This is a genomic window from Nonomuraea jabiensis, from assembly GCF_014204795.1.
Taxonomy (GTDB): domain Bacteria; phylum Actinomycetota; class Actinomycetes; order Streptosporangiales; family Streptosporangiaceae; genus Nonomuraea; species Nonomuraea jabiensis.
Map to the genome: position 1 here is coordinate 4,341,073 of NZ_JACHMB010000001.1, position 26,544 is coordinate 4,367,616.

Annotated in this window: 20 protein-coding genes; 7 read left to right on the forward strand and 13 right to left on the reverse strand. The window is 70.9% G+C overall.

All coding sequences use genetic code 11. The annotated features are described in order from the left end of the window. Nucleotides 1–4 precede the first annotated feature (4 nt). Genes HD596_RS20020 through eccCa form a run of 3 tightly spaced genes read right to left on the reverse strand, consistent with a single transcriptional unit; the run spans nt 5 to nt 5,423 of the window. On the reverse strand, nt 5–1,105 hold the full coding sequence (locus HD596_RS20020) for a transglycosylase SLT domain-containing protein (RefSeq protein WP_221519408.1): 1,101 nt from the start codon (nt 1,103–1,105) through the stop codon (nt 5–7). Next, nucleotides 1,102–1,437 (reverse strand): hypothetical protein, encoded by a 336-nt coding sequence (locus HD596_RS20025; RefSeq protein ID WP_185070880.1) that lies wholly within the window; start codon nt 1,435–1,437, stop codon nt 1,102–1,104. Before HD596_RS20025 ends, HD596_RS20020 begins: the two co-directional genes overlap by 4 nt. Beyond that, nucleotides 1,434–5,423 (reverse strand): type VII secretion protein EccCa, encoded by a 3,990-nt coding sequence (gene eccCa, locus HD596_RS20030; RefSeq protein ID WP_185070881.1) that lies wholly within the window; start codon nt 5,421–5,423, stop codon nt 1,434–1,436. Before eccCa ends, HD596_RS20025 begins: the two co-directional genes overlap by 4 nt. A gap of 101 nt (nt 5,424–5,524) precedes the next feature. On the opposite strand from eccCa, the gene eccD reads away from it, so the two are divergent. Then, on the forward strand, nt 5,525–7,015 hold the full coding sequence (gene eccD, locus HD596_RS20035) for a type VII secretion integral membrane protein EccD (RefSeq protein ID WP_313044619.1): 1,491 nt from the start codon (nt 5,525–5,527) through the stop codon (nt 7,013–7,015). 73 nt (nt 7,016–7,088) lie between these two features. Here eccD and HD596_RS20040 read toward each other — a convergent pair whose 3' ends face one another. After that, nucleotides 7,089–7,523: a YbaB/EbfC family nucleoid-associated protein gene (locus HD596_RS20040; protein ID WP_185070882.1), complete on the reverse strand. Its 435-nt coding sequence runs from the start codon at nt 7,521–7,523 to the stop codon at nt 7,089–7,091. 111 nt (nt 7,524–7,634) lie between these two features. Here HD596_RS20040 and HD596_RS20045 point away from each other — a divergent pair, with 111 nt between their 5' ends. From HD596_RS20045 to HD596_RS20055, 3 genes are read left to right on the forward strand one after another with little or no spacing between them, the layout of a single operon-like run. After that, complete coding sequence (locus HD596_RS20045) at nt 7,635–7,961, forward strand: hypothetical protein (protein ID WP_185070883.1); 327 nt, start codon at nt 7,635–7,637, stop codon at nt 7,959–7,961. After that, the gene (locus tag HD596_RS20050) at nt 7,961–8,995 is read left to right on the forward strand and encodes a hypothetical protein (RefSeq protein WP_185070884.1); all 1,035 of its coding nucleotides are present in this window, start codon (nt 7,961–7,963) and stop codon (nt 8,993–8,995) included. Before HD596_RS20045 ends, HD596_RS20050 begins: the two co-directional genes overlap by 1 nt. Nucleotides 8,996–9,044: 49 nt before the next feature. Further along, nucleotides 9,045–9,485, forward strand: coding sequence for a YbaB/EbfC family nucleoid-associated protein (locus tag HD596_RS20055; protein WP_185070885.1), 441 nt, complete (start codon nt 9,045–9,047; stop codon nt 9,483–9,485). A gap of 45 nt (nt 9,486–9,530) precedes the next feature. Here the strand turns inward: HD596_RS20055 and HD596_RS20060 are convergent, their stop codons facing one another. Genes HD596_RS20060 through HD596_RS20085 form a run of 6 tightly spaced genes read right to left on the reverse strand, consistent with a single transcriptional unit; the run spans nt 9,531 to nt 13,853 of the window. Further along, nucleotides 9,531–10,886, reverse strand: a complete 1,356-nt coding sequence (locus tag HD596_RS20060) for a hypothetical protein (RefSeq protein WP_185070886.1) — start codon at nt 10,884–10,886, stop codon at nt 9,531–9,533. Between the two features lie 22 nt (nt 10,887–10,908). After that, on the reverse strand, nt 10,909–11,322 hold the full coding sequence (locus HD596_RS20065) for a hypothetical protein (RefSeq protein ID WP_185070887.1): 414 nt from the start codon (nt 11,320–11,322) through the stop codon (nt 10,909–10,911). Further along, nucleotides 11,319–12,767 (reverse strand): hypothetical protein, encoded by a 1,449-nt coding sequence (locus tag HD596_RS20070; protein ID WP_185070888.1) that lies wholly within the window; start codon nt 12,765–12,767, stop codon nt 11,319–11,321. Before HD596_RS20070 ends, HD596_RS20065 begins: the two co-directional genes overlap by 4 nt. After that, on the reverse strand, nt 12,767–13,147 hold the full coding sequence (locus tag HD596_RS20075) for a hypothetical protein (RefSeq protein ID WP_185070889.1): 381 nt from the start codon (nt 13,145–13,147) through the stop codon (nt 12,767–12,769). The genes HD596_RS20070 and HD596_RS20075 overlap by 1 nt, the downstream gene beginning before the upstream one ends. Nucleotides 13,148–13,181: 34 nt before the next feature. After that, entirely contained in the window at nt 13,182–13,493 is a 312-nt protein-coding gene (locus HD596_RS20080) for a WXG100 family type VII secretion target (protein ID WP_185070890.1), read from the reverse strand. An 18-nt stretch (nt 13,494–13,511) separates the two neighbouring features. Then, the gene (locus tag HD596_RS20085; protein ID WP_185070891.1) at nt 13,512–13,853 is read right to left on the reverse strand and encodes a WXG100 family type VII secretion target; all 342 of its coding nucleotides are present in this window, start codon (nt 13,851–13,853) and stop codon (nt 13,512–13,514) included. 255 nt (nt 13,854–14,108) lie between these two features. Between HD596_RS20085 and HD596_RS20090 the strand changes: the two genes are divergently transcribed. Together HD596_RS20090 and HD596_RS20095 are read left to right on the forward strand one after the other, a co-directional pair. Next, entirely contained in the window at nt 14,109–15,197 is a 1,089-nt protein-coding gene (locus HD596_RS20090; RefSeq protein ID WP_185070892.1) for a hypothetical protein, read from the forward strand. Nucleotides 15,198–15,205: 8 nt separating this feature from the next. Next, complete coding sequence (locus HD596_RS20095; RefSeq protein WP_185070893.1) at nt 15,206–16,063, forward strand: hypothetical protein; 858 nt, start codon at nt 15,206–15,208, stop codon at nt 16,061–16,063. A gap of 443 nt (nt 16,064–16,506) precedes the next feature. On the opposite strand, the gene eccB is transcribed toward HD596_RS20095, so the two are convergent. Continuing rightward, complete coding sequence (gene eccB / locus HD596_RS20100) at nt 16,507–17,922, reverse strand: type VII secretion protein EccB (protein WP_185070894.1); 1,416 nt, start codon at nt 17,920–17,922, stop codon at nt 16,507–16,509. A gap of 642 nt (nt 17,923–18,564) precedes the next feature. Continuing rightward, nucleotides 18,565–19,932: an alpha/beta hydrolase family protein gene (locus HD596_RS20105; protein ID WP_221519409.1), complete on the reverse strand. Its 1,368-nt coding sequence runs from the start codon at nt 19,930–19,932 to the stop codon at nt 18,565–18,567. 478 nt (nt 19,933–20,410) lie between these two features. Between HD596_RS20105 and HD596_RS20110 the strand changes: the two genes are divergently transcribed. Next, nucleotides 20,411–20,992, forward strand: coding sequence for an ArsR/SmtB family transcription factor (locus tag HD596_RS20110; protein ID WP_185070896.1), 582 nt, complete (start codon nt 20,411–20,413; stop codon nt 20,990–20,992). A 182-nt stretch (nt 20,993–21,174) separates the two neighbouring features. On the opposite strand, the gene HD596_RS20115 is transcribed toward HD596_RS20110, so the two are convergent. After that, the gene (locus HD596_RS20115; RefSeq protein WP_185070897.1) at nt 21,175–26,157 is read right to left on the reverse strand and encodes an FtsK/SpoIIIE domain-containing protein; all 4,983 of its coding nucleotides are present in this window, start codon (nt 26,155–26,157) and stop codon (nt 21,175–21,177) included. Between the last annotated feature and the right edge of the window lie 387 nt (nt 26,158–26,544).

Consider the following 26,544-nt stretch of genomic DNA (forward strand, 5'->3'; position numbering starts at 1 on the left):
TCGTTCAGTAGCCGACGTAGTCCAGGCCGCGCTTGGAGTTGACCACGCCGGGCACGTTCGACACCGAGCCGTAGCGCGAGATCGCGTAGCGCACGCCCGCGATGATGTTGTCCACCGGGTCGTAGATGTTCTTGTGCCCGGCCAGCGAGTACGAGTTGAACGTCGGGTCGATGGTCTGCATGAGGCCCTTGGACGGCGTGCCGTTGGCCGCGTTGGAGTCCCAGTTGTTGATCGCGTTGGGATTCCCGCCGGACTCGTGCTGGATGATCATCCAGATGTCGCTGGCGTTCATCTTCGAGGCCGGCACGCCGTTCTTCTCCAGGATCGCGATGGCCTGCTCGATCCACTCCTTGACCTGGCCCGTCGGCGCGGGACCGCCTCCGGCGGGCGGGGGGCCGCTGGGGCCGTAGCCCCCGAAACCGGACGTGCCGCCGCTGCCGCCGCCGGGCCCGTTCCCGCCGGCCCCCTGCAGGGTGGTACGCGGCTGGTACTCGGGATCCGGCTTCCAGTCGATCTTCCGCCCGGGCGCCGGCGTGAACTCCTGCGTGGAGACGTCCGGGATCGCGTGGAAAGTGAGCGTGCGATCGTTGAGGAACCCGTTGATGTCTTTCTGGGCCTTGCTGACCGCCTTGTCCGCGGCGTCCACCCACGGCTGGGCCTCGGTCTTGGCCTGGTTGACCAGCTTCCTCAGCCCGGGCTCCACGTCCGCCTCCTTGGCGTCGGGGTGCTCGCGGTAGTAGGCGGTCTTGTAGTTGGCGGCGCTGGTGGTCAGGTCCCGGCAGATGGAGCTGATCTCGGTGTGCGAGGTACGCAGCGCCGAGGCGGCGGCCTCGAGCGAGGACGCGGAGTTGGACAGCGCCAGCTTCAGGTCCTCGGCCGCGGTGCCGTACTTGCGCATGTAAGTGGCGAACTGGTTGGAGGAGTGGCCCTTCCAGGCGTCGTCCACGGTCTGGACCGCGGCCCCCAGCGCGCCGTCGAACTCGTTGACGTCGCCCGCCACGCTGCGCCACGCGGAGGCGATCTTGTCGATGGCGCCGGGGTCGCCGGTCACCTTGTTCAGCATCGCGTCGAGCGCGTCGCCTCCGGGCAGGTGGGCGACGCTCATGAGGTCGCCCGGTGCGCCTTGCGGATGTTCTCCTCCACGTTGCTCAGACCCCGCTCGACGCCGGCGAGCTTCCTGCGGGCCTGGTCCATCTCGCCGATCACTGCGGTCCAGACGCTGTTCGCGGCCGTGGCCAGCGTGCCGGAGTCCTCCAGGTGGCCGAAGGCGGCGGCGGCGACGGGGGTGCGGTTGTTGTGCGGCTCACCGCGGTCGTCGTAGGCGAGCTTGCCGGGGTTGCGTTCGTACAGCGTCTCCTCGTACTGGCCGGCGGCCTTGTGGATGGCTGTGCGGCACCTGTCGAGCGCCGAGAGGTGAATCTCCAGATCCGCCATCATTCTCCCCGTGTCTTGTCCGCGTCCAGGTATGCCGTCTGCGTCAGGCGCGCGCCGTATCGCCGGTCGACCAGGAAGCCGCGGCCCGGCGGCAGCGTCTGAGGCCGTACGTTGCCGAACAGGTAGCCCTCGTCCTTGTTGCCGGACATGAGCAGCGCCGGCGTGGCCATGTCCTTCATGCGCTGGATGACCGGGTCGAACATGGCCCGGCCCGCGCCGCCCATCTGGCGGGCCAGCACGACGTGCAGGCCGATGTCGCGGGCCTGCGGCAGCAGGTCCACCAGCGGGTGCAGCGGGTTGGACGAGGTCGCGACCAGGTCGTAGTCGTCGACGACGATGTACAGGTCGGAGCCCTGCCACCAGCTGCGGTCGCGCAGCTGCTCGGGCGTCAGGTTGGCCGGGGGCAGGCGGCTCAGCAGGGCGCCCTTGGCGTCGTTGATCAGGTCGGCCGCGGCCGCGCTGGAGGCGGCGTAGCCGATGCGGTGCGGGGTCACCGCCGAGTCGAGCAGCGACCTGCGGTAGTCGATCACGATCATCATGGCTTCGCTCGGCTGCTTGCGCTGCACCAGCCCCTCGGAGATGAGCCGCAGCAGGTTCGACTTGCCGCTCTCGTTCTCGCCGAAGATCACGAAGTGCGGGTCGGCGTCGAAGTCGAGGGAGACGGGCGCCAGCGCCGCCTCGTCGATGCCGATCGGGATCCGCTCCCGGTCGTCCGGCAGCGCGGAGACGGGCAGGACGGCGGGCAGCAGCCTGACCCGCGGCGCGGGCGTGCCCTGCCAGGAGTCCCGTACGGCCTGCACCAGCGAGCGCGCCCCGGCCGCCAGATCCGTGGAGTTCTGCACCCCGTCGATCCTGGGCAGCGCGGACAGGAAGTGGAACCCGTCCTTCGTCAGCCCCCGGCCCGGCGCCGCCTCCGGCACGGCCAGCGCCTTCTTCCTGCTGACCTCCGACTCGTAGGCGTCGCCGAGCTTGAGTTCGATCTTGGTGCCGAGCAGGTCGCGGATGCTCGGCCGGAACTCCGACCACTTGTTGGTCGCGGCGATGAGGTGGATGCCGTAACCGAGCCCGCGCGCCGCGATGTCGGTGATGGTCGGCTCCAGGGAGTCGAACTCCTGCCTGAGCGTCAGCCAGCCGTCCACGACCAGGAACACGTCGCCCCAGCCGTCGCCCTGGATCGCGCCCTCCTCGCACAGCTGCCGGTAGGAGGCCATCGACTCGATGCCGCGCTCGCCGAAGTCGCGCTCGCGCTGCTCCAGGATGGCGCCGATCTCGGCCACCGTACGGCGTACCCGGTCCCCGTCGAGGCGGGTGGCCACGCCGCCGACGTGCGGGAGCCCTTCGAGCGAGGCGAGCGCGCCACCGCCGAAGTCGAGGCAGTAGAACTGCACCTCGCGCGGCGTGTGCATGAGCGCCATGCTGGCCACGATCGTGCGTACGACGGTGCTCTTACCGCTCTGGGTGCCGCCCGCCACCCCGATGTGTCCGGCGGCGCCGGAGACGTCCAGCCAGAACGGGTCGCGGCGCTGCTCGAACGGCTTGTCGATGATGCCGATGACGGCGTGCAGCTTGCCCCGGCCCGGCCAGCCCGCGGTCGTCAGGCCGAACTCGGGGGTGACGGAGAGCGGGGGCAGCAGGTGCGCCAGGGTAGGCGGCTCGGCCAGCGGCGGCAGCCAGATGCGGTGCGCGCCGGGGCCGTGCCCGGCCAGCCGGCCGACCACGACGTCGAGCAGGCTGCGCTGGTTGCCGGCCGCGGGCTCGTCCTCCTCCGGCCGCGGCCCCACCTGGACGGGCTTGGTGATCTCGGGCAGCGGCATGAAGGTGGGGCCGTACTCGACGACCTCGCGGATCGCCGCCGTGCCGTCGGCGGAGACCGCCTGCGCCGGGTCCTCGTGGTGGGCGGCGGAGACGTAGGCGGCCTTGAACCTGGTCATGCCGGTCGTGTCGAACTTCAGGTAGCCGTTGCCCGGCGCCGACGGCAGCTCGTACGCGTCCGCCACGCCCAGCACGACCCGGCTCTCCATGGCGGAGAACGTCCGCAGGCCGATCCGGTAGGACAGGTGGGTGTCCAGGCCGCGCAGCCGCCCCTCCTCCAGCCGCTGTGAGGCCAGCAGCAGGTGGACGCCGAGCGAGCGGCCCAGCCGGCCGATCATCACGAACAGGTCGATGAACTCGGGCTTGGCCGACAGCAGCTCGCTGAACTCGTCCAGCACGATGAACAGCGTCGGCATCGGCCGCAGGTCGGCGCCCTGCTCGCGGGCCCGCTCGTAGTCGCGCAGCGAGGCGTAGTTGCCCGCCGCGCGCAGCAGCTCCTGCCGGCGCACCATCTCGCCGTGCAGGGCGTCGTGCATGCGGTCGACCAGGGGGAGCTCGTCCTCCAGGTTGGTGATGACGGCGGAGACGTGCGAGAGCCCCTCCAGGCCGAGGAACGTCGCGCCACCCTTGAAGTCGACCAGGACGAAGTTGAGGATCTCGGAGGAGTGGGTGATCGCCAGGCCCAGCACGAGCGTGCGCAGCAGCTCCGACTTGCCGGAGCCGGTCGCGCCGATGACCAGGCCGTGCGGGCCCATCCCGCCCTGCGCGGACTCCTTGATGTCCAGCTCGACCACCCGGCCGTCGCTGCCGAGGCCGATGGGCACGCGCAGCCGGTTGCGGCCCGCCCTGGGCTGCCAGGTGACCGCGGGCGAGAGCCGGCTCGGGTCGCCCACGCCGAGGAGGTCGGTCAGCGTGGTGTTGGTGCCGAGCAGGTCCTGCGACTCGCCGCCGGAGTTCGCCGAGGCCCGCAGCGGCGCGAGCTGCCTGGCCAGGCCCTCCGCGCGCGCGTAGTCCAGCTTGTCGGGGTCGCCCAGCCGGGTCGTGGACCGCCTGCCCGCATGGTCGATCTTCACCATGTGGAACCCGTCGGGCTGGATCTCCAGCCGCAGCGTGCTGGCCTCCTCGACCGGCCCCGTCGACTCCGACAGGTCGATCACCGTGACGCCCTGGATGGCGTCGGTGCCGAGCTGGGAGTCGTGCGGCACGTGCCCACCGTCGACGATCACCACGTGGTACGGCAGCGCGTCCGACGCCGTGCCCGGACGGAACCTGGCCCGCTCCTTCAGCTCGTCGCCCACGAGCTGGTCGAGGTGGGACAGGTTCTCACCCATCAGCCGCACCTGGCCGGCCGCGTCCATCTCCTCGGGGTGCAGCGCGTGCGGCAGCCACTTGACCCAGTCCCAGTGGGGCATCGCCTCCTTGCCGGCGCACACCAGGACCCGCATGTCGTCGGGGGAGTGGAAGGTGACGAGCTGGGCGATGACCGCCCGTACCAGGCCGCGTACGGCCCGGGGGTCACCGCTGAGGTGGATCCGGGCGAAGGAGTTGAGCGCCACCGCCACGGGCAGCCCGGACACCGTGGAGTGGGCCCGTACGAACCTGCGCAGCGCGCCGGCCGTCAGCGCGTCGAGGTCCTCGACCGGCTTGGAGTCGGGCGGGATGAGCTGCACGGCCAGCTTCTGCACGCCGGTGCCGAGGCGTACCGTGCCGAAGTCGTCGTCGCGGGGCCGGCGCTCCCACAGGCGCGGCCCCATGGCCACCCACCAGAGCGTCTCGGGGGCGGGGCCGCTCCACTCCAGGGCCTCGCGCTGCTGCACGGCGGCCTTGCGGACCCTCTTGCGGATCTGGGAGAGGTAGCGGAAGTAGTCGCGGCGCAGGCCGTTGAGCCGGTTCTTGCGCTCGCCCGCGTTGCGGCCGAACTGGCCGACCGTCATGCCCAGCATCGAGACCGCGAACAGGCCGCTGGCCACGTACATGATGGGGTTGGCGTTGCCGCCCGCGGTGAACATCAGCCCCATGGCCGCCCCGCCTGCCAGCATGGGGACGTACATGAGGACGCCGGTCATCCCGGCAGGCTGCACCTCGGGGATCTCCGGCGGAGACTCCAGCAGGATTTCCCCACGCGGTGGCTGGGGGCTGGGACGGCGTTCAGGGCGCCGGACAACAACAATGCTCACTGACGGGACAACCCTCCTGTCACCTGGAACACTTTCTTACCAGACGTGCCATCCCTATATGTTCGGCATGTCGGATTTAGTCAGTCAGACCTGGAGTGGCCGTGACCTCGCTCGCCCACCAGCCGATGCAGCCCATGCGGCCGATGCCGCCCGGGCCGCCCGGGCCGCCCGGACTGCCGCCGACGCATCCCGGCGCTCAGCCGCAGATGCGCGCGCCGGTGGCGCCGTTGTGCCACGTCACGATCGTGGCCCCGCGCCGCCGCGTCGATCTGGCGCTGCCTGCCGACATCCCGCTCCCGCACGTGCTGCCCGGCCTGCTGCGCGCGGTCGGCGAGGCCGGCGGCGACGCGGCCGGACCGCCCGGCTGGGTGCTCCAGCGGCTCGGAGGCGCGCCCTTCGACCTCGGGCAGACGCTCGCGTCCCTGGGCGTGCTGGACGGCGAGCTGCTCTACCTGCGGCCGCGTGAGCTCGCGCTGCCGCCCGCGCTCTTCGACGACGTGGCCGACGTGGTCGCCACGGGCGTCAAGGACAGCTCGGGCAAATGGGAGGCCCGCCACACCCGGGCCATGGGTGCGGGCGCCGCCGCCATCATGCTCGCGCTCGGCGCCCCCGCGCTGGTGCTGTCCGGGAGCGCGCCGCTGGGCGTGACCGTGGTCGCGGGCATGCTCGCGCTGCTGCTGGTCGGCGTCAGCGCGGCCCTGTCCAGGGCCGTCGGCGACTCCTCCGCGGGCGCGCTGATCGGCTACGCGGCGCTCCCGTACGCGTTCCTGGCCGGCCTGTACGGCCTGGTCAGCGGCTCCACCCTGAGCGGGCTCGGCGCCCCGCACCTGCTGGCCGCGCTGACCTGCACCGCGCTGGTCGCCACCATCGGCGGCACCGTGGTGGCCGACGGAGTCGCGGGATTCCTCGGTACGGCCGTCGCGACCGTGGCGGGGGCGCTCGCGTCCGCCACGGTCATGGTGTTCGGCCTGCCCGCGGCGGGCGTGGCGGCGATGACGGTGACGATCCTGATCGCGCTCAGCCCGCTGATCCCCACGCTGTCGTTCCGGATCGCCAGGGTGCCGCTGCCGGCCCTGCCCACCAACGCCGAGGAACTGCGGGCCGACAACCAGCGGCTGGACAGCGAGGGCGTCCTGGCCCGCACCGCGCAGGCCCGCCGGTACGCCACCGGCATGGTCGTCGGCATCGTGCTCACCGCCATCGGCGCGATGGTCTTCCTGGTCACCACGCCGACCTGGATGGCGGTCTCGATGACCGTCGTGCTCTCGCTGGTGCTGCTGCTGCGCGCCCGCGTCTTCCATGGCCTCGGCCAGCGGCTCTGGCTGCTGGGCACCGGCCTGGCCGGGCTGATCGCGGTGGGGATCGAGCTGAGCGCGGGCGCGGGCACGGTGGCCGCCGCGGCCGTCGTGATGGGCGTGCTCTGGCTGGCGATGCTGGTCGTGGGGCTCGGCCTGTGGCTGCCGTCCGGGCGGCTGTCGCCGTTCTGGGGGCGCGCGGGCGAGGTGGTGGACGTGATCCTGCTGATCGCGCTCTTCCCGCTGGCGCTCGGCGTCCTCGACGTCTACACGTGGATCCGCGGCCTGGCGGGCTGACCGCCTCGGGCCGCCACTGGGCCGCCACTGGGGCGCCACTGCGGCGGCCCGGCCCGGCGGCCCCCGCGGCGGATCAGATGTCGCGGGGGTCCTGCTGGCCGAGCCGCCGGAGCCGGTCGTTGCGTTCGGCCGTCTCCGCGCCGAACATGTCCTGGAACTCGGCGAACTGCCGCTGGATGTCCTCCAGCCCGATGATCTGCGACTGCGGCACGGCCAGCAGTTCCTGGGCCTGGCGCCCCTGGTCCTCCTGGGCCTGGCGCACCGCCTGGACGACCTCTTCCGCCAGGGTCCTGACGTCCAGGCGCAGCACGCGCGGCGAGAAGGCCACGCTCTGGAGCCGTCCGTCGGCGTCCACGACCGCGGTGGTCAGGCCGCTGCGGCTCTCTCCCTTGCCGGTGATCAGCTGCAGCTCGGCGGCGGCCGCGGCCAGGCGCGCGAGCTCGCGCTCGTTGTCCCGCAGGATTCTGTCCACGTCGTCGTCGGTGTAGTCCATGACACGCCACGCCATCGGCGCCGGGTTAACTGGAGGCGATCACAGGCTGGCGAGCCGCTGAATCGATCATGAAGATAGGGGCGAGTGTGCCACTTACTAGCGATATGTGGACAAGAATGCCCATTTGTGGGGCTACAACAGGGTAAAACGGGGCAAGAGATCTACGTCACCTCCTCCACCATCGCGCACACGCGAAAGCGCGTCGACGAGGAGCTGCATCCCAATGTGGAGTTCATCCACGGGCTCATTTCGTACACGGCCGTGGGGGGACTCGGCTTCGGCGCGATCGGCGGCGTGATGATCGGCGGCGCGTACGAGGAGTTCCGCCGCTGGGCGGACACCACGTTCACCGAGATGGAAGACGCCGTGCAGAGCTGGTCGGACGCTCTGGAGCGGGCCAGGCGCAACTGGCGCGCGGCCGAGGAGGCCAGCATCGTGCGGTACCGCGGCTGATGGGCACGCCGCCGCAGCCGGCCGCCCCGGACCCGTGGGCGCACACCCGGCCCCCGGCGCCGGGCCAGCCGGTGCCCGCCAATCCCTACTCCAACCCGTACGCCACCCCGAATCCCTACTCCACGACGCCCACCGGCCCGCGCCCGTACCAGCCGCAGCCGAGGCCCGTTCCCGGCAACCCCTACGCCCAGCCCGTCACCCACACCCCCCAGAACTACGCCGCCAACGGCGCCCAGCGCGCGAACCTGGGCGCAGGCAGGTTCGGTCCGGCTCCGGAGATGAACGCGGCCCGCCCGGCCCTGCCGTCGCTGGGGGAGAAGGCGCTCAACCTGCTGAAAAGGGCGGGCAAGCTCGCCGTGGGCCTGGCTCCCGCCATCGCCATCTGCGGCGGGATGCTCGCCAACGAGCCGGGCATGGCCCAGGCGGTCAGCGTCTGGCAGAGCGGCATGGCCCAGCGGCTCGACGGCGGGATGAAGAACCTGCTCCCGCAGCTGCGCGATACGGCCAAGGACGGCTGGATCGCGATGGACCGCGACGAGTTCGACCGGGTGCTGTGGACCTTCCAGCGCGAGTCCGAGGTGCTGCGCAACGTCCTGAACACGGGCGGCAGCTCGCTCGACGAGGTCGCGGCGGCCTACCGGAGCTTCTGGACGTGGGTCCTGCGCACGTCGGCGGCCGCGCTCGGCCTGCTCGTCGCCGCCAAGGCGCTGCAGCGGGTGCCGCAGAGCTCGGTGTGGGGGGTGCTGCTGGAGAAATACATCACGGCCGAGGTCAACATCGCCACGCTGTTCCTGGCCACCTCGCTGGCCAGCACCCTGAAGGAGGGCGGCGAGGTGCTGTCGACCATGGTGAAGCGGAACCACCAATGGAACTACATCACCCCGGCCGGCGAGGCCGCGGTCGACTTCAAGTCGATCGAGATCGACGCCAAGAAGTACCCCTCCTTCTCGGAGCCCGCCAAGAAGAACGGGCTGCCCCCGCGCTACCAGGACTTCGACTGGATCGAGCCGAAACGGGAGATCTCCAAGCCCTGATGGATAGGGTGGTGAGAAAGCGGCTTCTGCGTCTTGTGGGGTATGAGGGATGATCGAGCGGGAATTCGGGGCGCTGGACATCGACCGGATCCTCCGGAACGCCGACCAGCAGATGGCGCGGGCCGGCGAGTTCCAGCAGGTCCTGCAGGACCTGACGGGCCACGCCCAGGACGAGGACGGGTTCGTCACCGCCGAGTGCGGCAGCACGGGGCTCAAGGAGCTCCTCCTGCACCCCAAGGCCATGCGCCTCAACTCGGCCGACCTGGCCGAGCGCATCAAGGCCGTCATCGCGGAGGCCAACGCCGACCTGCAGCGGCGCATCTCGGAGGAGATGGCGAACGTCTTCGGCGAGGAGAACAACCCCATGCGCTTCGCCCAGAACCCCGAGGGCGGCCTGGAGCTGGTACGGCAGGCCGAGGCGGCCTACAACCGCACGTACGAGGACCTCATGGGTGAGCTGGACCGGATCCGGCAGCGCATGGAGGGCTGAAAAAGCCCGGCTCACGTGGTGTGAGCCGGGCTTTGCCGTTTCCGGTCAGCCGATGCAGTCGGGACTGGTCGGCTGGGGGCAGGACCAGACGTCCCCTTCGGGGTCGTAGATCTCGCGGTGCTGCTCGCCGCGCTGCTCGCCGCCCGCGCCCATGCCGCCCGGCGGGTACGCCATGAGCCCCGTTCCCGAGGCTCCCGCCCCGCCGCGGAGCACCGTCGGAGCGGCCCCCGCCGCCGACGAGCCGCCCGCGCCGTACCAGGTGCTCGGGCCGCCGGCGCCCTGCCCCGGAACCGCGGAGAACGGGGCGTTCGTCGGCATCTGCGTGGTGGGCGAGTTGGTGAGCGGGCTGGGCGTGAACTGCTGCGGGTAACTCGTGCTCGGCGTCGTGGTGGTGGTGGGGAAATTCGGGTTCCCGGCGTCGGCGAGCTGGGTCTTCGGCGGGTCCGCGCCGATCACCGGAGGCACGCTCTGGTCCTGGTCCCCGGGCTTCTGCGGCGAGCCGCCGTTGCCCGTGTCGCTGCCGGGCTGCTGGGGGCTGCCGGGGTCCTGGGTTCCCGTGGACGGGTCGTCCTGACCCTTGCCCTGGTCCTGGCCCGGATCGTCGCGGCCCGGGTCCTGGTCCTTGCCGGGGTTCTGCTCGCCCTTGCCGCCGCCGCCGGTGCCGCTGCCGTCGGAGCCGTCCCGGCCGCCGCCGCCGGTGCCGCTGCCGTCGGAGCCGGTCGAGCCCTTGGAGCCGTCGCCCGTGCCGTCGCCGGTCCAGTACTTCGTCTCGCCCGACGGCACCTTGGTGCCGCTGCCGGGGTCGAGGGGCTGCTGCTTCTGGGTCTCCACCACCATGGGCTGGATCTCGGGCAGCTTGAACGCCAGGCCGTCGGCCATCTGCGCGTTCAGATCGTTGATCTTGTTGTTCAGCTGCTCCAGATGCGCCCGGGCCGCCACGTCCACCAGATATCCGGCGGTCCCCAACTGCGGGTTGAGGTTCGTTGTCGGCTCGTTGTCGACATTGGTCGTGGTGCTCAGGGCGGTGGGCCCGGGCATGGTCGCCTTGGACGTCCTGAGCTGCCGGGCGTACTCGACCATCGGCTTGCCGGTCTTCTCCATGGCGTCGCCGAGCGCCGCGGCGCTGGCGTGCAGCAGCCGCAGCGCCTCCAGCGCCGTCGTGGCCCCCTCGCCGCGCCAGACCTCCGCGAGCTCCTCGGCGGCCTTCAGGAGCGTGCCCTCGAGCCCGTTCTTGCCGTGGACCAGCTCGGCCGCCTTGACGTAGCTGTTGCCGGCGCTCTCGATGCGGTCCGGGTCGGTGGCCTTCAGATAGGAGACGACCTGGGCCCTGGTGACGAAGATGCCCGGCTTGCTGTTGCCGAGGTAGTCATAGAGCCTGATCGGCTTCCACTCTTCGCCCATCTACGCCATCCCTGCCGGTATCTCACGCACTGCTGTCCCGCTGCCCTTTTTCGTAGTTGGAGACGGCCCGTTCGACCGCCTCGGCCCACTTCTCGACGTAGTCGATGAGCTGGCTGTAGCTCTCGCCGAACACCTTGTACGCCGACTCGAAGTTGGCGCCGAAGTTGCTGGCCACCTCCCACTTGCCGGTGGCCTCCGGTCCGACGTTGCCCAGCCCTTGCACCTCGCCGATCGTGCCGGGGCCGCTCCACGTGGCGCTCATCGACGGCTGCGGGTTGCCGTGCACCGAGCCCAGGTTCTTGCGCAGCCGCGAGACGACGTCCCTGATCCCCTCGTGATCCGCGTACTGCCCGCCGCTGTTCCCGCCGAGCCCGGGGAAGTCCTTGGCCAGCTTCAGTCCCGGGGGCGGCGAGTCGTTGTCCTTCGGAACGCTCACGCCTTGCCTTTCGAGTCACCCTTGATGGTGTGGTTGATCGTCGGCACGTCACTCCTGAAGAGGTCCTCGTCCTCCAGGACGAACGTGGTCCGCACGGTCTCCTGCGGTTCCTGGCCGCCCCGGCCGCCGGGCGGCACGGCCGCCGAGACCACGGGGGAGCCGCCGCCGCCCAGGCCGCGCAGGGCGGCCGCGCTCACACCGTTGCCCGCGCTCGTACTCGCGCCCCCACCCCCGCCGAAGCCGCTTCCTCCCACGCCGGAGCCGCCGTACGGGCTGCCGATGCCCGTGGTGGGCTGGCTGGTGGGCTGGCTGGTGGACGGGCCGGACATGGCCGGATCGGGCATCCCGGCCAGGGACGTCGTCGGGCCCCCTGCGTTCGGGCCCTGGGACCCGTTCGGGTTCAGGTTCGCGTTCGCATTCGCGTTCAGGGCGCTGGACGGGTCGGTCAGGCCGGGGACGTTGCCCGCGCCGTTCTGGCCGTTGCCGCCGAGCCCGTTCTGGCCGTTCCCGACTCCGCCCACGGTCCCGGCCGTGCCGCCGTTCGGGAACGTGCTCGTCGGGTTGGTCGTGGTGTCGATGCCCGGGATCTGGTGCCGGCCGGGGTCCTGCATGCCGTCCTGGTTCAGGCCGTCGAGGCCGGCCGTCGGGTCGAACGCCTGGTTGAGGCCGGCCGGGATGTTGCCGCCGATCCCGGTCGTCCCGCCGTACGGGCCGGTGGGAACGTTCGGCGCGAGCGCCATGAACTGCGGGATGTCGGTCCTGAGCTGGGCGGGGAACACGTCGTTGTTGAGCTTGGTGTCCTGGCTCAGCAGCTTGATGGCCTCGGCGGCCTTCTTCCTGTCCTTCTCCTCCTTGGAGTCACCCCAGAGGTTGGCGAAGGGAAGGTCGCTGATGAAGCGGGTGATGCCGCCGACGAGGACGCCCACGCCCGCGCCGATCACCACGCCCGGCACGGCTCCCACGCCGCCGAAGAAGGAGCCGATGGCGGCTCCGGCCACGCCGCCCGTGACGGCGGCCTCCCCGAAGTCGATGTCACTGCCGGGGTTGTCGGGCACGTCTCCCTTGGCCGCCGACAACGTGCGGGCGTGGACGATGAGCGCGGGGGCGACACCGTGCGGGTTCTTCGGGGGGTTCTTCGGATCGACGGGCTGGTCGCTGATAGTGGTCGAGATGTCCGCCGCCGCCTCCCGCAGCCTGCGCAGCTGCTTCTTGACGGTCTTGGCGTCCTCGCCCGCGGTCCAGTGCTTGTCCAGCTCCCGCAGGTGCTTGTCGATCACCTCGACGAGATTGTCGAGCCGTACCTTGGCTTCGAGGAACTCGGCCGCGGCCTGGCCGATGAGCTGGGGCTTGTTCTTGGCCAGCGTGTCGCGGAGCAGATCCAGCGTCGCGCCCTCGAACTCGAGGCTGCCGATCTCGCCCCTGATGGAGGCCTGGTACTCGGCCATCAGACCCGCATCGCCTTCGACCGGCCCTCGCTGTCCGCCTCGACGCCGTCGTAGTTCTTCAACGCCTGCTCGAGGAGGCCGATGACGTTCGCCACCTGGCCGGTGATGTTCGAGTAGGTAGTGGTGACGGTCGTGATGGCGTTGGTGGTGCTCTGCCGGAAGCCCATGGCCGCCGGCCAGAACCCGCCCAGGGCGTCGTAGTCGCCGCTCAAGTTCTCGACGGGGCCGGAGCCCGTGAAGATGGCCTGCACGGCGCCGCCGCCGCCCGCCTTGCCGGCCTGGTGGCCGGGGTCCAGCATGGCGAGGGCCTCTTCCAGGTCCGCCTTGGCCGCCTTGATCGCCCTCCGGCTGAGCTCAACACCGCCGTTGTCGCTGCCCATGTTCCCCCTCTGGAGTCGGCCCCCGCGCTACGCCTTACTTGCCGTCGAAGATCTGGGAGTTGATCCTGTCGACCTGCTGCATGTTCATGTTGGTGACGTTGATGTTCTTCTTCATCAGGTCGATGAACTGCGACATGTCGTTGGCCTCGCGCTCCCAGAGCTGCCTGACCTCGTCGAAGACGGTCTTGGCCTCGCCCTGCCAGATCGCGCTCTTGGCGAGCAGGTCCCGCTCCAGGTTGTCCAGCTCGGTGACCATGTCGTTGAACGCCTTGGCGAAGTCGGTCTCACCCTGGCTGAGGCCGGAGTAGTTGACCTTTGTAATATCGAAGATGTCATCCGCGGGCATCGCGGCCTCCCCTTGCTGCTAGCTGAGACGCGAGTCGAACTGGACGTTGATCATGTTGGCGATCTGGTTCATCGCCTCGGTCCGCTCTTGGTTGAACGCCTGGTAGTTCTTGTTGCTCGTGCCGATGTTCTCGGCCAGGCGGCGCAGGCTGCCCAGGATGACGTCCATCCGCTCGTGCCACTTCTTGTGGACGGCGTCGAACGCGGCCTCGGACTGGCCCAACCAGTGCGCCTTCAGGCTGATGCCGGCCTGGTCGAGCTGCTGCTGGATACCGCGCAGGCGCTCGGCGGCGTCCTCGATGCGGGTGACGGCGGCGATGAGATCGGATTCACTTACTTGAGCCTGTGGCTGTGCCCCCACAGTCCCTCCCTTGCTGGTCGGCTGACTCCCGCCGACTACTGGAGTCGGCCCGTTTGGTCACATTAGTGAACATCCATCACTAGCGTCGCATGTGATCACGTTAATTTTCCATATCTTCGAGGCGGATGGGGGGTGTATTGACAGAATGTAGGCATTTGGGGCCTTGCGCCTGGTGAGTGGTAACAGGCCGTATCTGTCTGTACGGCACATGTGGGGCTGGCGTAACGTATGGGCCGATCGTGACAAGGGGGACACGTGGCCGAGGACAGCAATCCCTACTCGAGCGCCCTGAACGGGCTCAACGGGCTCGGCGGCGCGACCGTCGACCCGCGTTCCAAGGATCCCGACTTCGCGATGAAGTACTCCAGCGTCACGACGCTGGGCAGGAACGTGGGCAGCTATGGCGACGACCTGACCTCGATGAGTCAGAAGACCGGCGCCATCGACATGCACCAGTTCACCTTCGGCGTGATCGGCGGCGGGCTCAACGTGGCGCATCGCTCGGTCCGCGACAACGCCGTCGAGGCGCTGAAACAGGCCAAGGAAGTGCTGGACTCGTGGAAGCAGGCACTCGCCGACGCGGCCACCAACGGCAAGGACGCCGAGGAGGCCAGCAAGGCCCCCAAGAAGGGCCCCGGAGGCCCCGGCGGGCTGGGACCGATGGGCGGCGCCGGCGGTCTGCCCAAGGGCGGCCTGCCCAAGGGTGGTGTCAACCCCGACGACCTGAAGATCGACAAGCCCTCGACGGACGACCTGAAGCAGCCGGACCTCCCGAAGCCGGACCTCCCCGGGTCCGACATCAACAAGCCCGACATCCCCGGGTCCGACATCGACCAGCCGAACATCGATCAACCGAAGATCGACCAGCCGAACATCGACCAGCCGAACATCGACCAGCCCAAGATCGACCAGCCCAACCTTGACCAGCCCGACATCAAGCAGCCGGACGTCAAGACGCCCGACCTGAGCGACCTCAACCAGACGCCCAAGACCAACCTGGAAGGCCTCAACCCCAGCCTGCCGACCTCGACCACGCCGCAGGTCCCCGGCACCACCGGCTACGACCCGCGCGCCGCCATGCCGCGCACCACGGTCGGCGTGCCGGAGGGCGGCGTCGGGTACGCGGGCGGCGCCTCGGGCGGGGGCACGGGCACGGGTGCGCCGGGGAGCATCGCCCGCGCCCTGAACAGCGGGATGCCGCTCTACCCCATGACGCCCGGGATGGGCGGCGGAGCCGGCCAGGAAGAGAAGGACCGCGAGCGCGGTCCCCACCTCGGCGAGGACGAGTCGGTCTGGGAGACGGACGAGGACATCACGCCGGCGGTGCTCGGCAGGGAGGAATAGGCGAGCAGGTGGCTTACGAAGCGGATGTCTGGATGTTCCGCAGTGCCTGGGCGGCCACTGCGGCGGCGACCATCGTCATGCCGTACGCGGCACCCATCCTCGGGCTCATGAGCCTGGTGATCGCGGACCCGGCCGAGCAGAGCCGGGCGGCGGACCAGTGGAACGACAAGACGCCGGTCAACATGATGCAGGCCGACAACAAGGACTGGCACCCGCCGATGGCGGTGGGGGCCAAGCCCGCGCAGCAGACGTCGCTCCTGGCCCCGACGGGGGGCTCGGCGGCCCTCAGCGACATCGCCTACCTGCGCGGCGAGCTGAAGCGGATGGCCAAGGAGATCGGCGACAACAGCGACTGGGCCGGGCGGGGCTACGCGTCGTACGTACAGAAGGTCTCCGAGCTCGACGCGCAGCTGGAGAAGCTCGACAACAACCGCATCGCTTGTGGCGAGACGCTCAAGTGCTCGGCCACCGCGTTCCACGTGGTGGCGGTGCTGTGCGACGTCGTCGCCGGCATCCTGACGGTGATGGCGGGGATCGTGCTGGCCGTACGTTTCGTCCCAGGGGGACAGGCGTGGGAGGCGGCGATCATCCGCGGGGTGATGAGCGTCTACAAGTGCCTGCAGTCGGTCTTCAAGAACCACTGGAAGCTCATCATGAAGGTCACCCTCTACCTGGGGCTCGCGGGGACGGCCTTCAACCAGTTCACCAAGGACCTTCCGTTCCTGAAGGCCATGCCGTCCACCAGCACGCCCAACTTGGTGGAAGCCAGCGCCATCTGGGACCCGACCAAGGCGGACATCGTCAAGGACCCGAAACCCCAGATGCCCAGCATGGACGACTCGATGCTGCCAGAATTCGGCTTCTAACCCGCCCCGCCGCCCCGCCCCGTCCTGCGGCACCGCCCCGCCCTGCAGTACCGCCCCGCCCCACCGACCCGGCGGGCCCACCGACCCGGCCGGCCTCACCGACCCGGCGGAAGACAGGCTACGCGTTTACCTCGCCGTCGGAAGATCGGCCACACCCATCGTGCGGGTGGGAAGCCTACTCCTCGGTGAGGCACACTCACGCGGACTCGGACACAGACGCAGACCCGCCCTCGCCCCAGGACCCCGAAGGCGCCCCGGCCCCCGAGCGCACCCCGGCCCCGAGTGCCCGCAGACCCGGCCCCGAAGGCACCCCGGACCCGGGCGGACCCGCAGACCCGAGCGCGCCCGGACCTGGCCCCGAAGGCACCCCAGGACCCGCGCCCAAATGCACCCACAGAACCGAAGGCACCCCAGGCCCCGGACCCACCCTCGAACTGGCTGGCTTACCGGCTCCCGACGGTCAGGGGCACCATGGCCGCGGCGGGATCCAGCGCCGGCCCCTGCGGGATCGCATGCATGATGTTCGTCGGCACAGGCGCGATGTCCGCTGCGTCGTACCCGAGCTTCGCCAGCACGTCAGCCGACGGAACCGGATAGCGCACCCCCTGGTCACTGATCAGCGCCAGCGTGCCCGCCACCGCACCGAGCTGGCCCTCCCCGGGCAGCACCCCGGCCACCACGGCGCTGCCCGGCGGGAGCAGCACCTGGTCGAAGCGGTCCTGTACGCCTGAGCTCGACGGCGTCGGAATCGGGACCCTGCTGCCGACCGTCACCTTGGCCACGACCGAGCCGGCCACCGTGTTGGGATACACCGAGCAGAGCGGCGTCGAGCCGGACACGTTGATCGCCTTGGGCATGGTCGTCGGCAGGGTGGGGTCCAGGACGTTCTGGCGCGAGGGCGAGGCATTGGCCGAGGCCGCGTCGATCTGGATCTCCCGCGCCACCCGGTTGCCGTACGCCTTCTTGATGTTCGGGTCCTCCAGCAGCAGTCTGGCCTGGACGGGGGAGATGGGCGCCAGGCCGTCGTTGAGCAGCACGTACCACCGCGCGGCCGTGCCCGGCATGGCCGGGACCACGAACACCTGCCCCACCACCGCCGTCACTTTCCCGTTCGCCCGTACCTTCCTGCCGAGGTTCGCCACGTTCGGCCCCTTGAAGTCGTGGCCGACGGGCAGCGCGTTCAGCCACGCCGCCGGCACCTTCCTGGGCTGCGCGTTGAGCGCCCGCACGCCGTGCTCGTTGACGCGCATGCGGCGATTGCCCCAGATCACCCAGTTTTGCTGCCCGTCGGAGACCACCATCGCGTCCCCGCCCATGGGCCTCCCGCCGAGGTCGGTCCCCCCGACAAGCGTCGTGTACGGCTTGCGCCCGCCCGTGTTGTCGGGCCCCTCCACCACGCACACCGACCACGGCGCCTTGACCAGCTTCTTCCGGTCAGGCAGCGAGTCAGGCGCCCCGGAGATCCCGATGAGCGGCCCCCTGGCGTACCCGGCCAGCGAGGCGGCGCTCACGCTCCGGGTCGTGATCTCCCCGGCGTCCAGCACGAGCCGGGCCGACACGTAGTTCGCCACCGGCAGCAGCCGGCGCTGCTGCTGGCTGTAGATGAACTTGGCCCCGCTCTCCTCCTCGACCAGCAACTGCCCCGGATCGGTCAGCTTGGTCGCGTTCCCGGGCCGCACCAGCCCCCAGATCCCGAACACCGCCATCACCAGAACCCCGATCAGGATCCCGCCGAACGTGGCGACGTTCTGCCGCCGCATGGGGGACTCGGGGACGTCGGGCTCGGCCTGCAGGAGCGCCATGCCAAGCCTCTGCTGCATCAAGCGGTGTGCCTGATAGAGGTCCTTCTTGGTCTGCACAGCGCCTCCCCGCGTCACAATCCGCGCATCAGCATAAACGCCTCAAACCCCACCCGCCCCAATCCCCCCAATTCGCACCCCATTCCCCCTCCTCCCGCCCGCCCCCACCTTTCTGCCATCGCCACCCCGCCCCGCCCACCCACCCCAGCCCCTTACGACCACCGCCCACCCAGGACTTTCGCCCCGCCCGAGCCGCCCGCCGCTCCGAGCGTCCTCCACCCACCGACCCGGGGTTCGGGTAGTCCTCGACTCGCCCGCTGCGCGCCCCAGCGCCCTACGACCACCGCCCACCCAGGACTTTCGCCCCGCCCGAGCCCGCCCGCCGCCGACCCCAACGCCCCCGAGCACCACTGAACTCGTTACTTCCGCTCGGCCAACCACCCCGGCCCCCTGCATCCACCGCCCGGAGTTCGAGCCGCCCTCGGCTCGCCCCCTGCCGGCCCCAGCGCCCTACGACCACCGCCCGCCCGAGGCTTTCGACCCGCCTGAGCCCGCCTCCTGCCCACCCCAGCGTCCTCCACCCACCGGCCCGGGGTTCGGGCCGCGCTCGGCTCGCCCGCTGCCGCACCCAGCGTCCTGGGACCACCGCTCGCCTCGAGGCTTCCACTCCCGCCAGTCCACCCCCGCCAGCGCTCTGGCCACCTATGGGAGCAGCAACCCCCAGTACAGCGCCCACGGGACGAACACGACGCCGCCCGCCACCAGCAGCCCGACCCGGACCCTCTCGCCGACCGGAGCGGACCGGCGCCACCGTACGCACGTCAGGACGGTGCCCACGACGGTCGCGATCGCGAGAGCCTGGAGCGCCAGCCAGATGAGCGGCCGTCCCGCCACCAGAGGCCCCGGCGAGGCGAGCTTCCCCCCAGTCATGATCGAGTAGAACAGGTAGACGAACGCACCGACGACCACCGTGAGTCCACCGGCACTGACCAGCCACGCCCCCTTGACGGGCGCCGCCTCACCCTGCCCCGCCCTGCCGACGGCAGAAGACACCCCGCCGCGCCGCCGGACCCGGCGTATCAGGGCCACCACCGGATACCCCCCGAACGCGACCAGGAACAACACCAGCGCCGCGCCCTGAACGCCCGCCGCCTCCCACCATTCGGCAGCCGGCACCGCCACCGTGTCCTCCGCCTGGACCGGCGCAGGCCCTGTCACCTGCGCCACGGGCGCCCGCCCAGAGGTCGCCTCTCCCACCCAACTGCCGACCAGCTCCGCATAACCGGGAGCGAGCTCGGGCAGCCGCGTGACCCCACCATCAGGCGTCCGATGAGCGGCGTGATCGGCATCCGCGAAGAACCGGAACGTGTACTGCCGGTTTCCTCCCTTCTCCAAGGCCTTGGCGAAGATGGGCGGCGTCTCCCGGGGTGGCGTCAGCAGGTCGTGTACGCCCCAGATCCCGAGCACGGGTTGCCGTACGCTCGCGATGACCGGTTCCGGATCGTAGTAGGGCTCGGGAAACATCCCGGCGTCCGCGATCGCCCGGTACATCGTGGGCTCGGTCCGATCGACGAAGGACCCGCGTACCCCCGCCTTCCGCAACCCTGCCGCCACCGCCCAGGTCTGCTGCCGTAGCGGCTGCAGCGCGTTGGCGCCCACCAAAATCACGAACGAGATGTCCTTGGACCGCGACGCCGCCAGCGGTGCCACCCATCCACCCTCGCTGAGGCCCCAGATCCCGACCTTCGCCGGATCGATCCCCGGTTGCCGCCGCAGCGTCCGCACTGCTCCCAGGGCGTCGTCGGCCAGCTGCGAGTACGACCTCTCAAACAGTGAATATCCCTCGGAACGCTTGTCGTAGATCAGCACTGACAGCCCTTGGCGGGCGAACGCGACGGCCTCTCCCAGCAGCTTGTCCCGTTTCGTCCCGGTCCCTGCCCCGTGCACCAGCACAACCCCGGCCCGCCCGCTCCGCGCCCGAGCCCCCGCCGGACTGATCACGCTGCCGTGCAGCACCAGCCCGCCACTCCCTTGGAAGCTCACCTCGGCAGCCGCCAGGTCCTCGGGCACGTCCAACCCTCCACCGGACCCAGCCTCGGAGCGCCCCCCGGCTCCGTCTCTGGCCTGCCCGGCGTCGGAGTGCGCCTCGGCTCCATCTCCGACCTGCCCGGTGTCGGAGTGCGCCTCGGCTCCATCTCCGACCTGCCCGGCGTCGGAGTGCGCCTCCGCTCCGTCTCCGACCTGCCCGCCGCCGAAGCGCCCACCGATTCCACCTCCGACCTGTCCTGCCCCCGAGCCCCGCTCCCGGACCCCCTGTCCTGCGACGCTTTGGGCCGAGAATCCGGCCGCTGAGTGTTCCGAAGGGGAGCCGGCCGCAGCATGTGCCACGGAAGTGCCGAGCAGGGAAGCACCACCAGAAGGTCCGGCCGCCAGAAGGGTGGCGGCGACGACCGTAAGAATCGTTCGCATACCGCCGAACATACTCTGCAGAGAAATATCGGCAAAGAGAAGTCTGCAGATATCCTTCGGAAGGACTACCCTCCTCCTCATGAAGGAGGACGAGACGAAGGACGACCACGAGCCGTTCATCCTCGACGACCCGGACAAGCTCAAGGCCCTGGCCCACCCCATGCGCCGCCGCATGCTGACCCACCTCAACATCCACGGCCCCGCCACCTCCACCACGCTGGGCGAGCTGTTCGGCGCCAAGACCGGCACCACGAGCTACCACCTGCGCCAGCTCGAGAAGTACGGCTTCATCGAGGAGATCCCCGAACGCTCGTCGGGCCGCGAACGCTGGTGGCGCCGCGCCGAGATCCCCCGGGACATGCGCTTCCCCACCCTCGACCAACTGGCCCCGGAGGACCGTGCGGTCCTGGGCGAGTTCCTGAGGGTCGGGTTCGAGGAGGACCGCGCTCTCATGGAACGCTTCCCGGCCGCCTACCGCGCCGACCCCGACTGGGCGAAGGGCTCAAGGGGCCTGGCCCGCATGACGAAGGAGGAGTTGAACGAGTTCCACGACGCGTACATCGCGCTGCTCCTCAAGTACAGCCACCGGCCGGAGGACGCCCCGCCGGACGCCCGCCCCATCTACGTCCGCTTCTTCACCCTCCCCGCCGACGAGCCCTGACCCGAACCCTCACCCCCGCACATCGCCCGCCGACGAGCCCTGACCCGAACCCTCACCCCCCCGCACATCGCCCGCCGACGAGCCCTGGCACGGCCTTCCTGCCCGCAGCTCCAGCTGCCCACGAGCCCTGACACGCCCTCCACGCCCGCGCAGCCGCACCCGCCGACGAGCTGTCTCGTACGTCAGCCGTCGTCGGGGAGTGCCGCTTGGATGGGGGTGATGTTGCCCGTCCTCACCAGGAAGCCTCGGCCAGGGGGACCGCCGACCGTTCCGCGGGGGAGGCGGATCGAGAAGATGTCGCCGTCGGCCTGGTTCTGGACGGCCAGCAGCACTCCGGTGCGGGCCTTGCGCGTCTCCGCGACGAACCCCCTATAGGCGACGGCAAGATCCCCGGTCGTGCCGGCGATCAGCAGAGCGTGATCGCCGTCCCGGCCCGACCGGAGCACCTCCTCCAGCGCCATGCCCAAGGGGCCGTCCGCGTTGATCAGCTCGGCGTCGTCCACGAGCACCACGTACTGCTGCAGCTCCGCGACCAGCTCCGGCAGGTTGGTGGCGTTGCCGTCGAGCACGGCCAGTGCGCCGTTCAGCTCCCTTAACGGGCTGCGTCTGGGGGCGACGGCGATGACGGGCGTGCCCCGGGCGATGAGTGAATGGGCGGCGGTCAGCAGGACGGACGAGCGGCCGGAGCGGGACGGGCCGGCGATCACGGCGCCGGGGCCGTGGGCCAGCAGGTCGAGCCCGAGCGGCGCCAGCGCGTCGCCGCCGGCACCGATCAGTGCCCACAACGGCGATGGGGGCGTGAACGTCGCGTCGAGGGCGAGCGCTTGGGATGCCGTGACGCGCATGGGGAGGGCGTCCACCCGCAAGGGGGGCTCGCCGTTCCACTGCCGGCCGCCCTGGCCGGCGCCCGCGGAGCGCCCGTGAGCGGCACCCCGGCGAGCGCGCTCCGAATCCGCCATCGACCTGCGGGCCAGGGACTGGAACGCGGCGACCTGGGCCGGGCCGGACGGGTCGGGGGAGAGCAGCGCGATGTGGTGCTCCACGATGCCGTGCTCGCCCATCGAGAGCGCTCGGCCGGGCGGCATCGACGAGGGCAGGCCTTTGAGGGGGAAGCCCGCCAGGCCGTAGTCGGAGGGGTCCGAGAGGCGCAGGAGCAGGCGGTCGTCGAAGACCGTCGAGACCTGGCCGAGCAGGCCGGACCGGTCGCTGGTGACCACAGCCCTGAACCCCACCGCCGGGCCCTCGCGCATGAGCTGGAGCAGCGACTCGATCAGGCGGCCGTAGTCGTAGCTCTCGAAGGCGGCGACGAAGCCCTCCCAGCGATCGAGCATGAACACCAGCCAGGGCAGGCGGTGGCCGGCTTGGCGGTATTCGGCCAGGGAGGCGTGCCCGGCCTCGGCCAGGAGTTGCTGGCGGCGGCCCACCTCGGCACGCAGGCGGGTGAGCAGGCGTTCGACCCGGTCGATCTGGTCGCGGGTCACGACGGCGCCGCAGTGGGGCATCGTGACCAGGGGCAGGAGTGCCCCGGAGCCGCAGTCGACCGCGTGGACGTGGACGTCTTCGGGGGCCGCATGGGCCGCGATGGAGCCGGCGATCGTACGTAGTGCCGTCGATCTGCCGGAGCGGGCGGCCCCCGCGATGAGCAGGTGGCCCCCGTGGGCCAGGTCCAGCGCGAGAGGGGACCGGTCCTGCGCCCACGGACGGTCGGTCAGGCCGTAAGGGAGCGGCGGGACCTCGACGAACGCGCCCGATGGGGAGGCCGCGCCGCCGTGGGGCTCCGGGAAGTGGTCGGGCTGCGGGCCGGCCGGTTGAGGGCCTTTCGCCCCTGTGGAGGGGCGGTGGGTCGGCGGGTGGAGATGGCCCGGGCCCGCTGAGTGAAGGGGCGCGGGGTGGCCTATGGGTGGGTGTCCGGGAAGGCCGAGGGAAGGCTGGACCGAGCCCTTCACGGAGATTTGGACGGGGCCGTGGGCGGCGATTCCTGGAATGTGCTTGGAAGCTCCCTTTGGCCTGTCGGGAGGTGCCGTCTGCGGGGCCGGGGAGCCCGAGTCTCCGGCAGGGGAGGACGCGGGTGACGTGGTGAGGGCCGGGAGGTCCAGGACGAAGTGGGTGGGGAGGGGATCGAGCCAGGGGCTGGGCTGGACGGGGACCGCGGCCAGGTGCGTGGCCTCGATGAGGGCATCGGCGACCAGGGTGAGGTCGGTGACCGTCGAGTCCTCCTCCGGCGCCGGCGGCGGTGGGAGGGGCTTGCCCAGCGAGCCCCAGCTCACGTCGAGCACCCTGATGGCGGCGCCCGGCCCGGCGAGCGGGCCCGTCGAACCCGGCGCGGGGCTGCGGCCGCCAACCCTGGCCGTCTGTACGGCGGTCGCGGCCCCCACGCCGGAACGGACGTAGCAGCGGCCGGGCGTCGACTTGGAGATGTGGGCGGCGTCCGGGAGGTCGATGACGTCGGAGGACTCCGCGGGCTCGGTCACGCGCAGGGCGATGCGCAACGACGTGTTCGCCTGGATGTCGGCCGTGACCACGCCCGCGGGCCGCTGCGTGGCCAGGATGAGGTGGATGCCCAGCGAACGGCCACGGCGGGCGATGTCGACCAGGCCGGTGACGAAGTCGGGCAGCTCGGCCACCAGGGCGGCGAACTCGTCGATGATCAACACCAGGCGCGGCATGCCCGTGCCCGTGTAGTCCTCGATGTCCTTGGCCCCGGCGGCCGCCAGCAGGCGCTCTCTGCGCCGGATCTCGGCCGCCAGCGAGTCGAGGGCCCGCTGGGTCAGGTGGCCGTCGAGATCGCTGACCATGCCGACCGTGTGCGGCAGGCGTACACACTCCTTGAAGGCGGCGCCGCCCTTGTAGTCGATCAGTACGAACGTGAGCTGGTCGGGCCGGTTGGCCACCGCCAGCGAGCAGATCAGCGTCTGCAGCAGCTCCGACTTGCCCGCGCCCGTGGTGCCCGCGATCAGGCCGTGGGGGCCGTCGAGCCTGAGGTCCACCGAGAACGGGCCCTCGGGACCGATGCCGATCAGCGCGCTCGTGGAGCCCTGGGCACGCCATCGTCCCACCAGCTCCTGTCCGGACGGGCTCGGCAGGCGCATCAGGTCGAGCAGGCGGACGGCGTCGGGCAGGTTGCCCGACGCGTCGTCCCTGCTCACGTCGCGGATCGGGGACAGGGCCCTGGCCAGCCGGTCGCACCAGGTGGGGGAGACGAGGTCGCCCAGGATCGGGCCGATGGCGTCGAGGCCGCCGCCGCGCAGGCGTACGAGACCGTCCGCGCCGCACGCGGCCACGGTCTGGCACTCCTCGGGCAGCAGCCGCTGGTCGTCGTCGATGGCGAGCGTGAACACCCCTGAACGCGGACCCTGGCGCAGCACCTGCGGCATGTTGGGCAGGCCGCGCAGCACCTGGGCGCCGTCGAGGATCACCAGGACGTCGTACGGGCGCACGTCGTACGAGGAGAAGGTGGGTTTTTCCGGGCCCCCGAGGTCGTCCCAGCCGGTGGGGATCTTGCCCAGCTCGGGGATCGCGGTGTTCTGGCGTTCGTCGATGAGGGCGGCGAGCTCGGAGACGCGGCGGGCGGCCGACTCGGGATCGGTGCCGACCAGCGCCACACACTCCTCGCCCGCCCGCGGCGTGCAGTGCGGGAGCCAGCGCATCCAGCCCCAGCGATGCTCGCCGTCGGCGTGCGCGGACACGATCACGATGGCCAGGTCACGGGGGCTGTGCAGGGTCGCGGCCTGGGCGATCAGCCAGCTCGCGAGGCTGGTCGCCGCGGCGCGCGGGCCCGTGACGCCCGCCACGCCCAGCCTGCGCATGGGCAGCGCCACCGGAACGGAACGGCACATCGGCGGATCTATGGGGCCGCCCTGCTCCTCCGACAGCTCCAGGTTGGCGGGCAGGTCGGCGAGCCCGACCCTGAGCCTGAGCGAGTCGGGGTCGTGGATCCTGCGCTCCCACAGCCGCCTGCGCGGCCCTGTGGCGGTGAGCAGCACCTGCGCCGGGTCGGGCGCGTCCGACCTGCGGGCCGCCTCGTCCGCCACCCGCGCCCGCTCGACGGCCTCGTCGTACGCCTGGAGCTGCTCGTTGTAGTCCTTGAGCGCCTTCTTGTGCTGTTTCTTGCCGTGGCGGCGGTCGCTCCACCACTGGCCGATCATGATGACCGGGGTCATGAGGGCGACGAGCAGGTAGTACGGCTGCTTCAGGGCGAACGCGAGCGTCACGCCGAGCACAGCGGGCAGGAGGGCGGCGAGCAGCTGGAGCCGCAGACCCTCGTTCCTGGAGGGCTCCTTGGGCTTGACGAACTTACGCTCGGGCTCGGAGCGCCGGAGTCTGGGCGGGCGGTTGTAGGAGACGCCGCCCTCGCTCCTGGGCGCCAGATGCGCGTCTTTGGGCTCGATCGACGTCAGCACGAACACCGACGAACCACACGTGAGCACGGCCTGGTCGGGCCATTCGGTCCGCTCCGTGAGCGGACGGCCGTCGAGCTCGGGCACCTCGCCGTAGTCGGCGGCCAGCTCGGCCGCCTCCCGCTCCGCGACCCGGGCCGTGAGCTCGGCGACCTCCTCGGCCCACCTGCCCTTGAGCTTGAGCCTGGGCGCCTCGCCGGGCTGCCGCCAGGCGCGCTCAATGGTGATCGCGTCCGGAGTCACGCGTACGGTCACCGCTTCCGGGGCGAGGGCGGGGTCGGCGGTGGTCATGGCGCACATCGGGTCGGAGCCGATGACGTGCACGCCCAGGCCCAGCCGGTGTACGGCGCCGGCGGCGGGGCCGCCCACCACGCGTACCTCGGCCACCCCGCCCGGCTCCTCGATGAGGGTCTGGCGGGCGAGCGCGGGGTCCAGCGTGACCTTGTCGCCGTCGCGCAGCACGGCGGTGGCCCGGGCGCGGGGGTCGAGCGGGCGGCCGTCACGCCACAGGACCGTCCCCCTTGATTGTGCTGTGACCGCCTGCGTCGCGGTGCGCTCCGGCCGGCGGGGGTGCGGGACGTGGGCGCCGGTGTCTTGGGACGCCGACATTCCGTAGGGGGCTCGTGCTTTGGGCAGGCGGACGACCTTCGCCAGCGGACCGTGATCGTTGAGCGCCTCGCTCACCCTCGCCACTGTGGCGCCGTCGTCGCCGTCGATCACGACGTCACGGTCGCCCTGCCCGCCGAGCACGGTGAGCATGATCCGCATGATGCCGTCTCCTCGCTCGGATCTCGGGCGCCCAAAGGTAGCGCCCGGAGCGAGGGTAGGCGGGGTGGTTGACGGCAATGGCATGGGTGGCTGGTGCTGGGGATGGGTGGGGGCTGGGGCTCCCGATGGCTGTGGATAACCGGTCTCTGCTCTTTGGTGGGGGTGGGCGGCTTGGTCGGGGGGTGGTGGGGGTGGGGCGGGGTGTATGGGATTGGTGTCCGTTTGGTTAGGTCGCGGGCGGTTGCGTCCGGCCATGGGTGCGGGTGGCCGATTGGCGGCCGTTGGGCCCGGCGGCGGGCGGGTGGTGCTGGGGGATGGTGTAAAGGGATGTGAATCTTGTGGTTGGTGTTATTGGGGTGGTGGCTAGCTGGAGAAATGGTTGTTCGT

Bases quoted from the DNA above. Each gene is read 5' to 3' on its own strand.
- HD596_RS20020 (WP_221519408.1), bottom strand. From the start codon at position 1,105: ATGAGCGTCGCCCACCTGCCCGGAGGCGACGCGCTCGACGCGATGCTG.
- HD596_RS20025 (WP_185070880.1), bottom strand. From the start codon at position 1,437: ATGATGGCGGATCTGGAGATTCACCTCTCGGCGCTCGACAGGTGCCGC.
- HD596_RS20040 (WP_185070882.1), bottom strand. From the start codon at position 7,523: ATGGCGTGGCGTGTCATGGACTACACCGACGACGACGTGGACAGAATC.
- HD596_RS20050 (WP_185070884.1), top strand. From the start codon at position 7,961: ATGGGCACGCCGCCGCAGCCGGCCGCCCCGGACCCGTGGGCGCACACC.
- HD596_RS20055 (WP_185070885.1), top strand. From the start codon at position 9,045: ATGATCGAGCGGGAATTCGGGGCGCTGGACATCGACCGGATCCTCCGG.
- HD596_RS20060 (WP_185070886.1), bottom strand. From the start codon at position 10,886: ATGGGCGAAGAGTGGAAGCCGATCAGGCTCTATGACTACCTCGGCAAC.
- HD596_RS20070 (WP_185070888.1), bottom strand. From the start codon at position 12,767: ATGGCCGAGTACCAGGCCTCCATCAGGGGCGAGATCGGCAGCCTCGAG.
- HD596_RS20075 (WP_185070889.1), bottom strand. From the start codon at position 13,147: ATGGGCAGCGACAACGGCGGTGTTGAGCTCAGCCGGAGGGCGATCAAG.
- HD596_RS20080 (WP_185070890.1), bottom strand. From the start codon at position 13,493: ATGCCCGCGGATGACATCTTCGATATTACAAAGGTCAACTACTCCGGC.
- HD596_RS20110 (WP_185070896.1), top strand. From the start codon at position 20,411: ATGAAGGAGGACGAGACGAAGGACGACCACGAGCCGTTCATCCTCGAC.
- HD596_RS20115 (WP_185070897.1), bottom strand. From the start codon at position 26,157: ATGCGGATCATGCTCACCGTGCTCGGCGGGCAGGGCGACCGTGACGTC.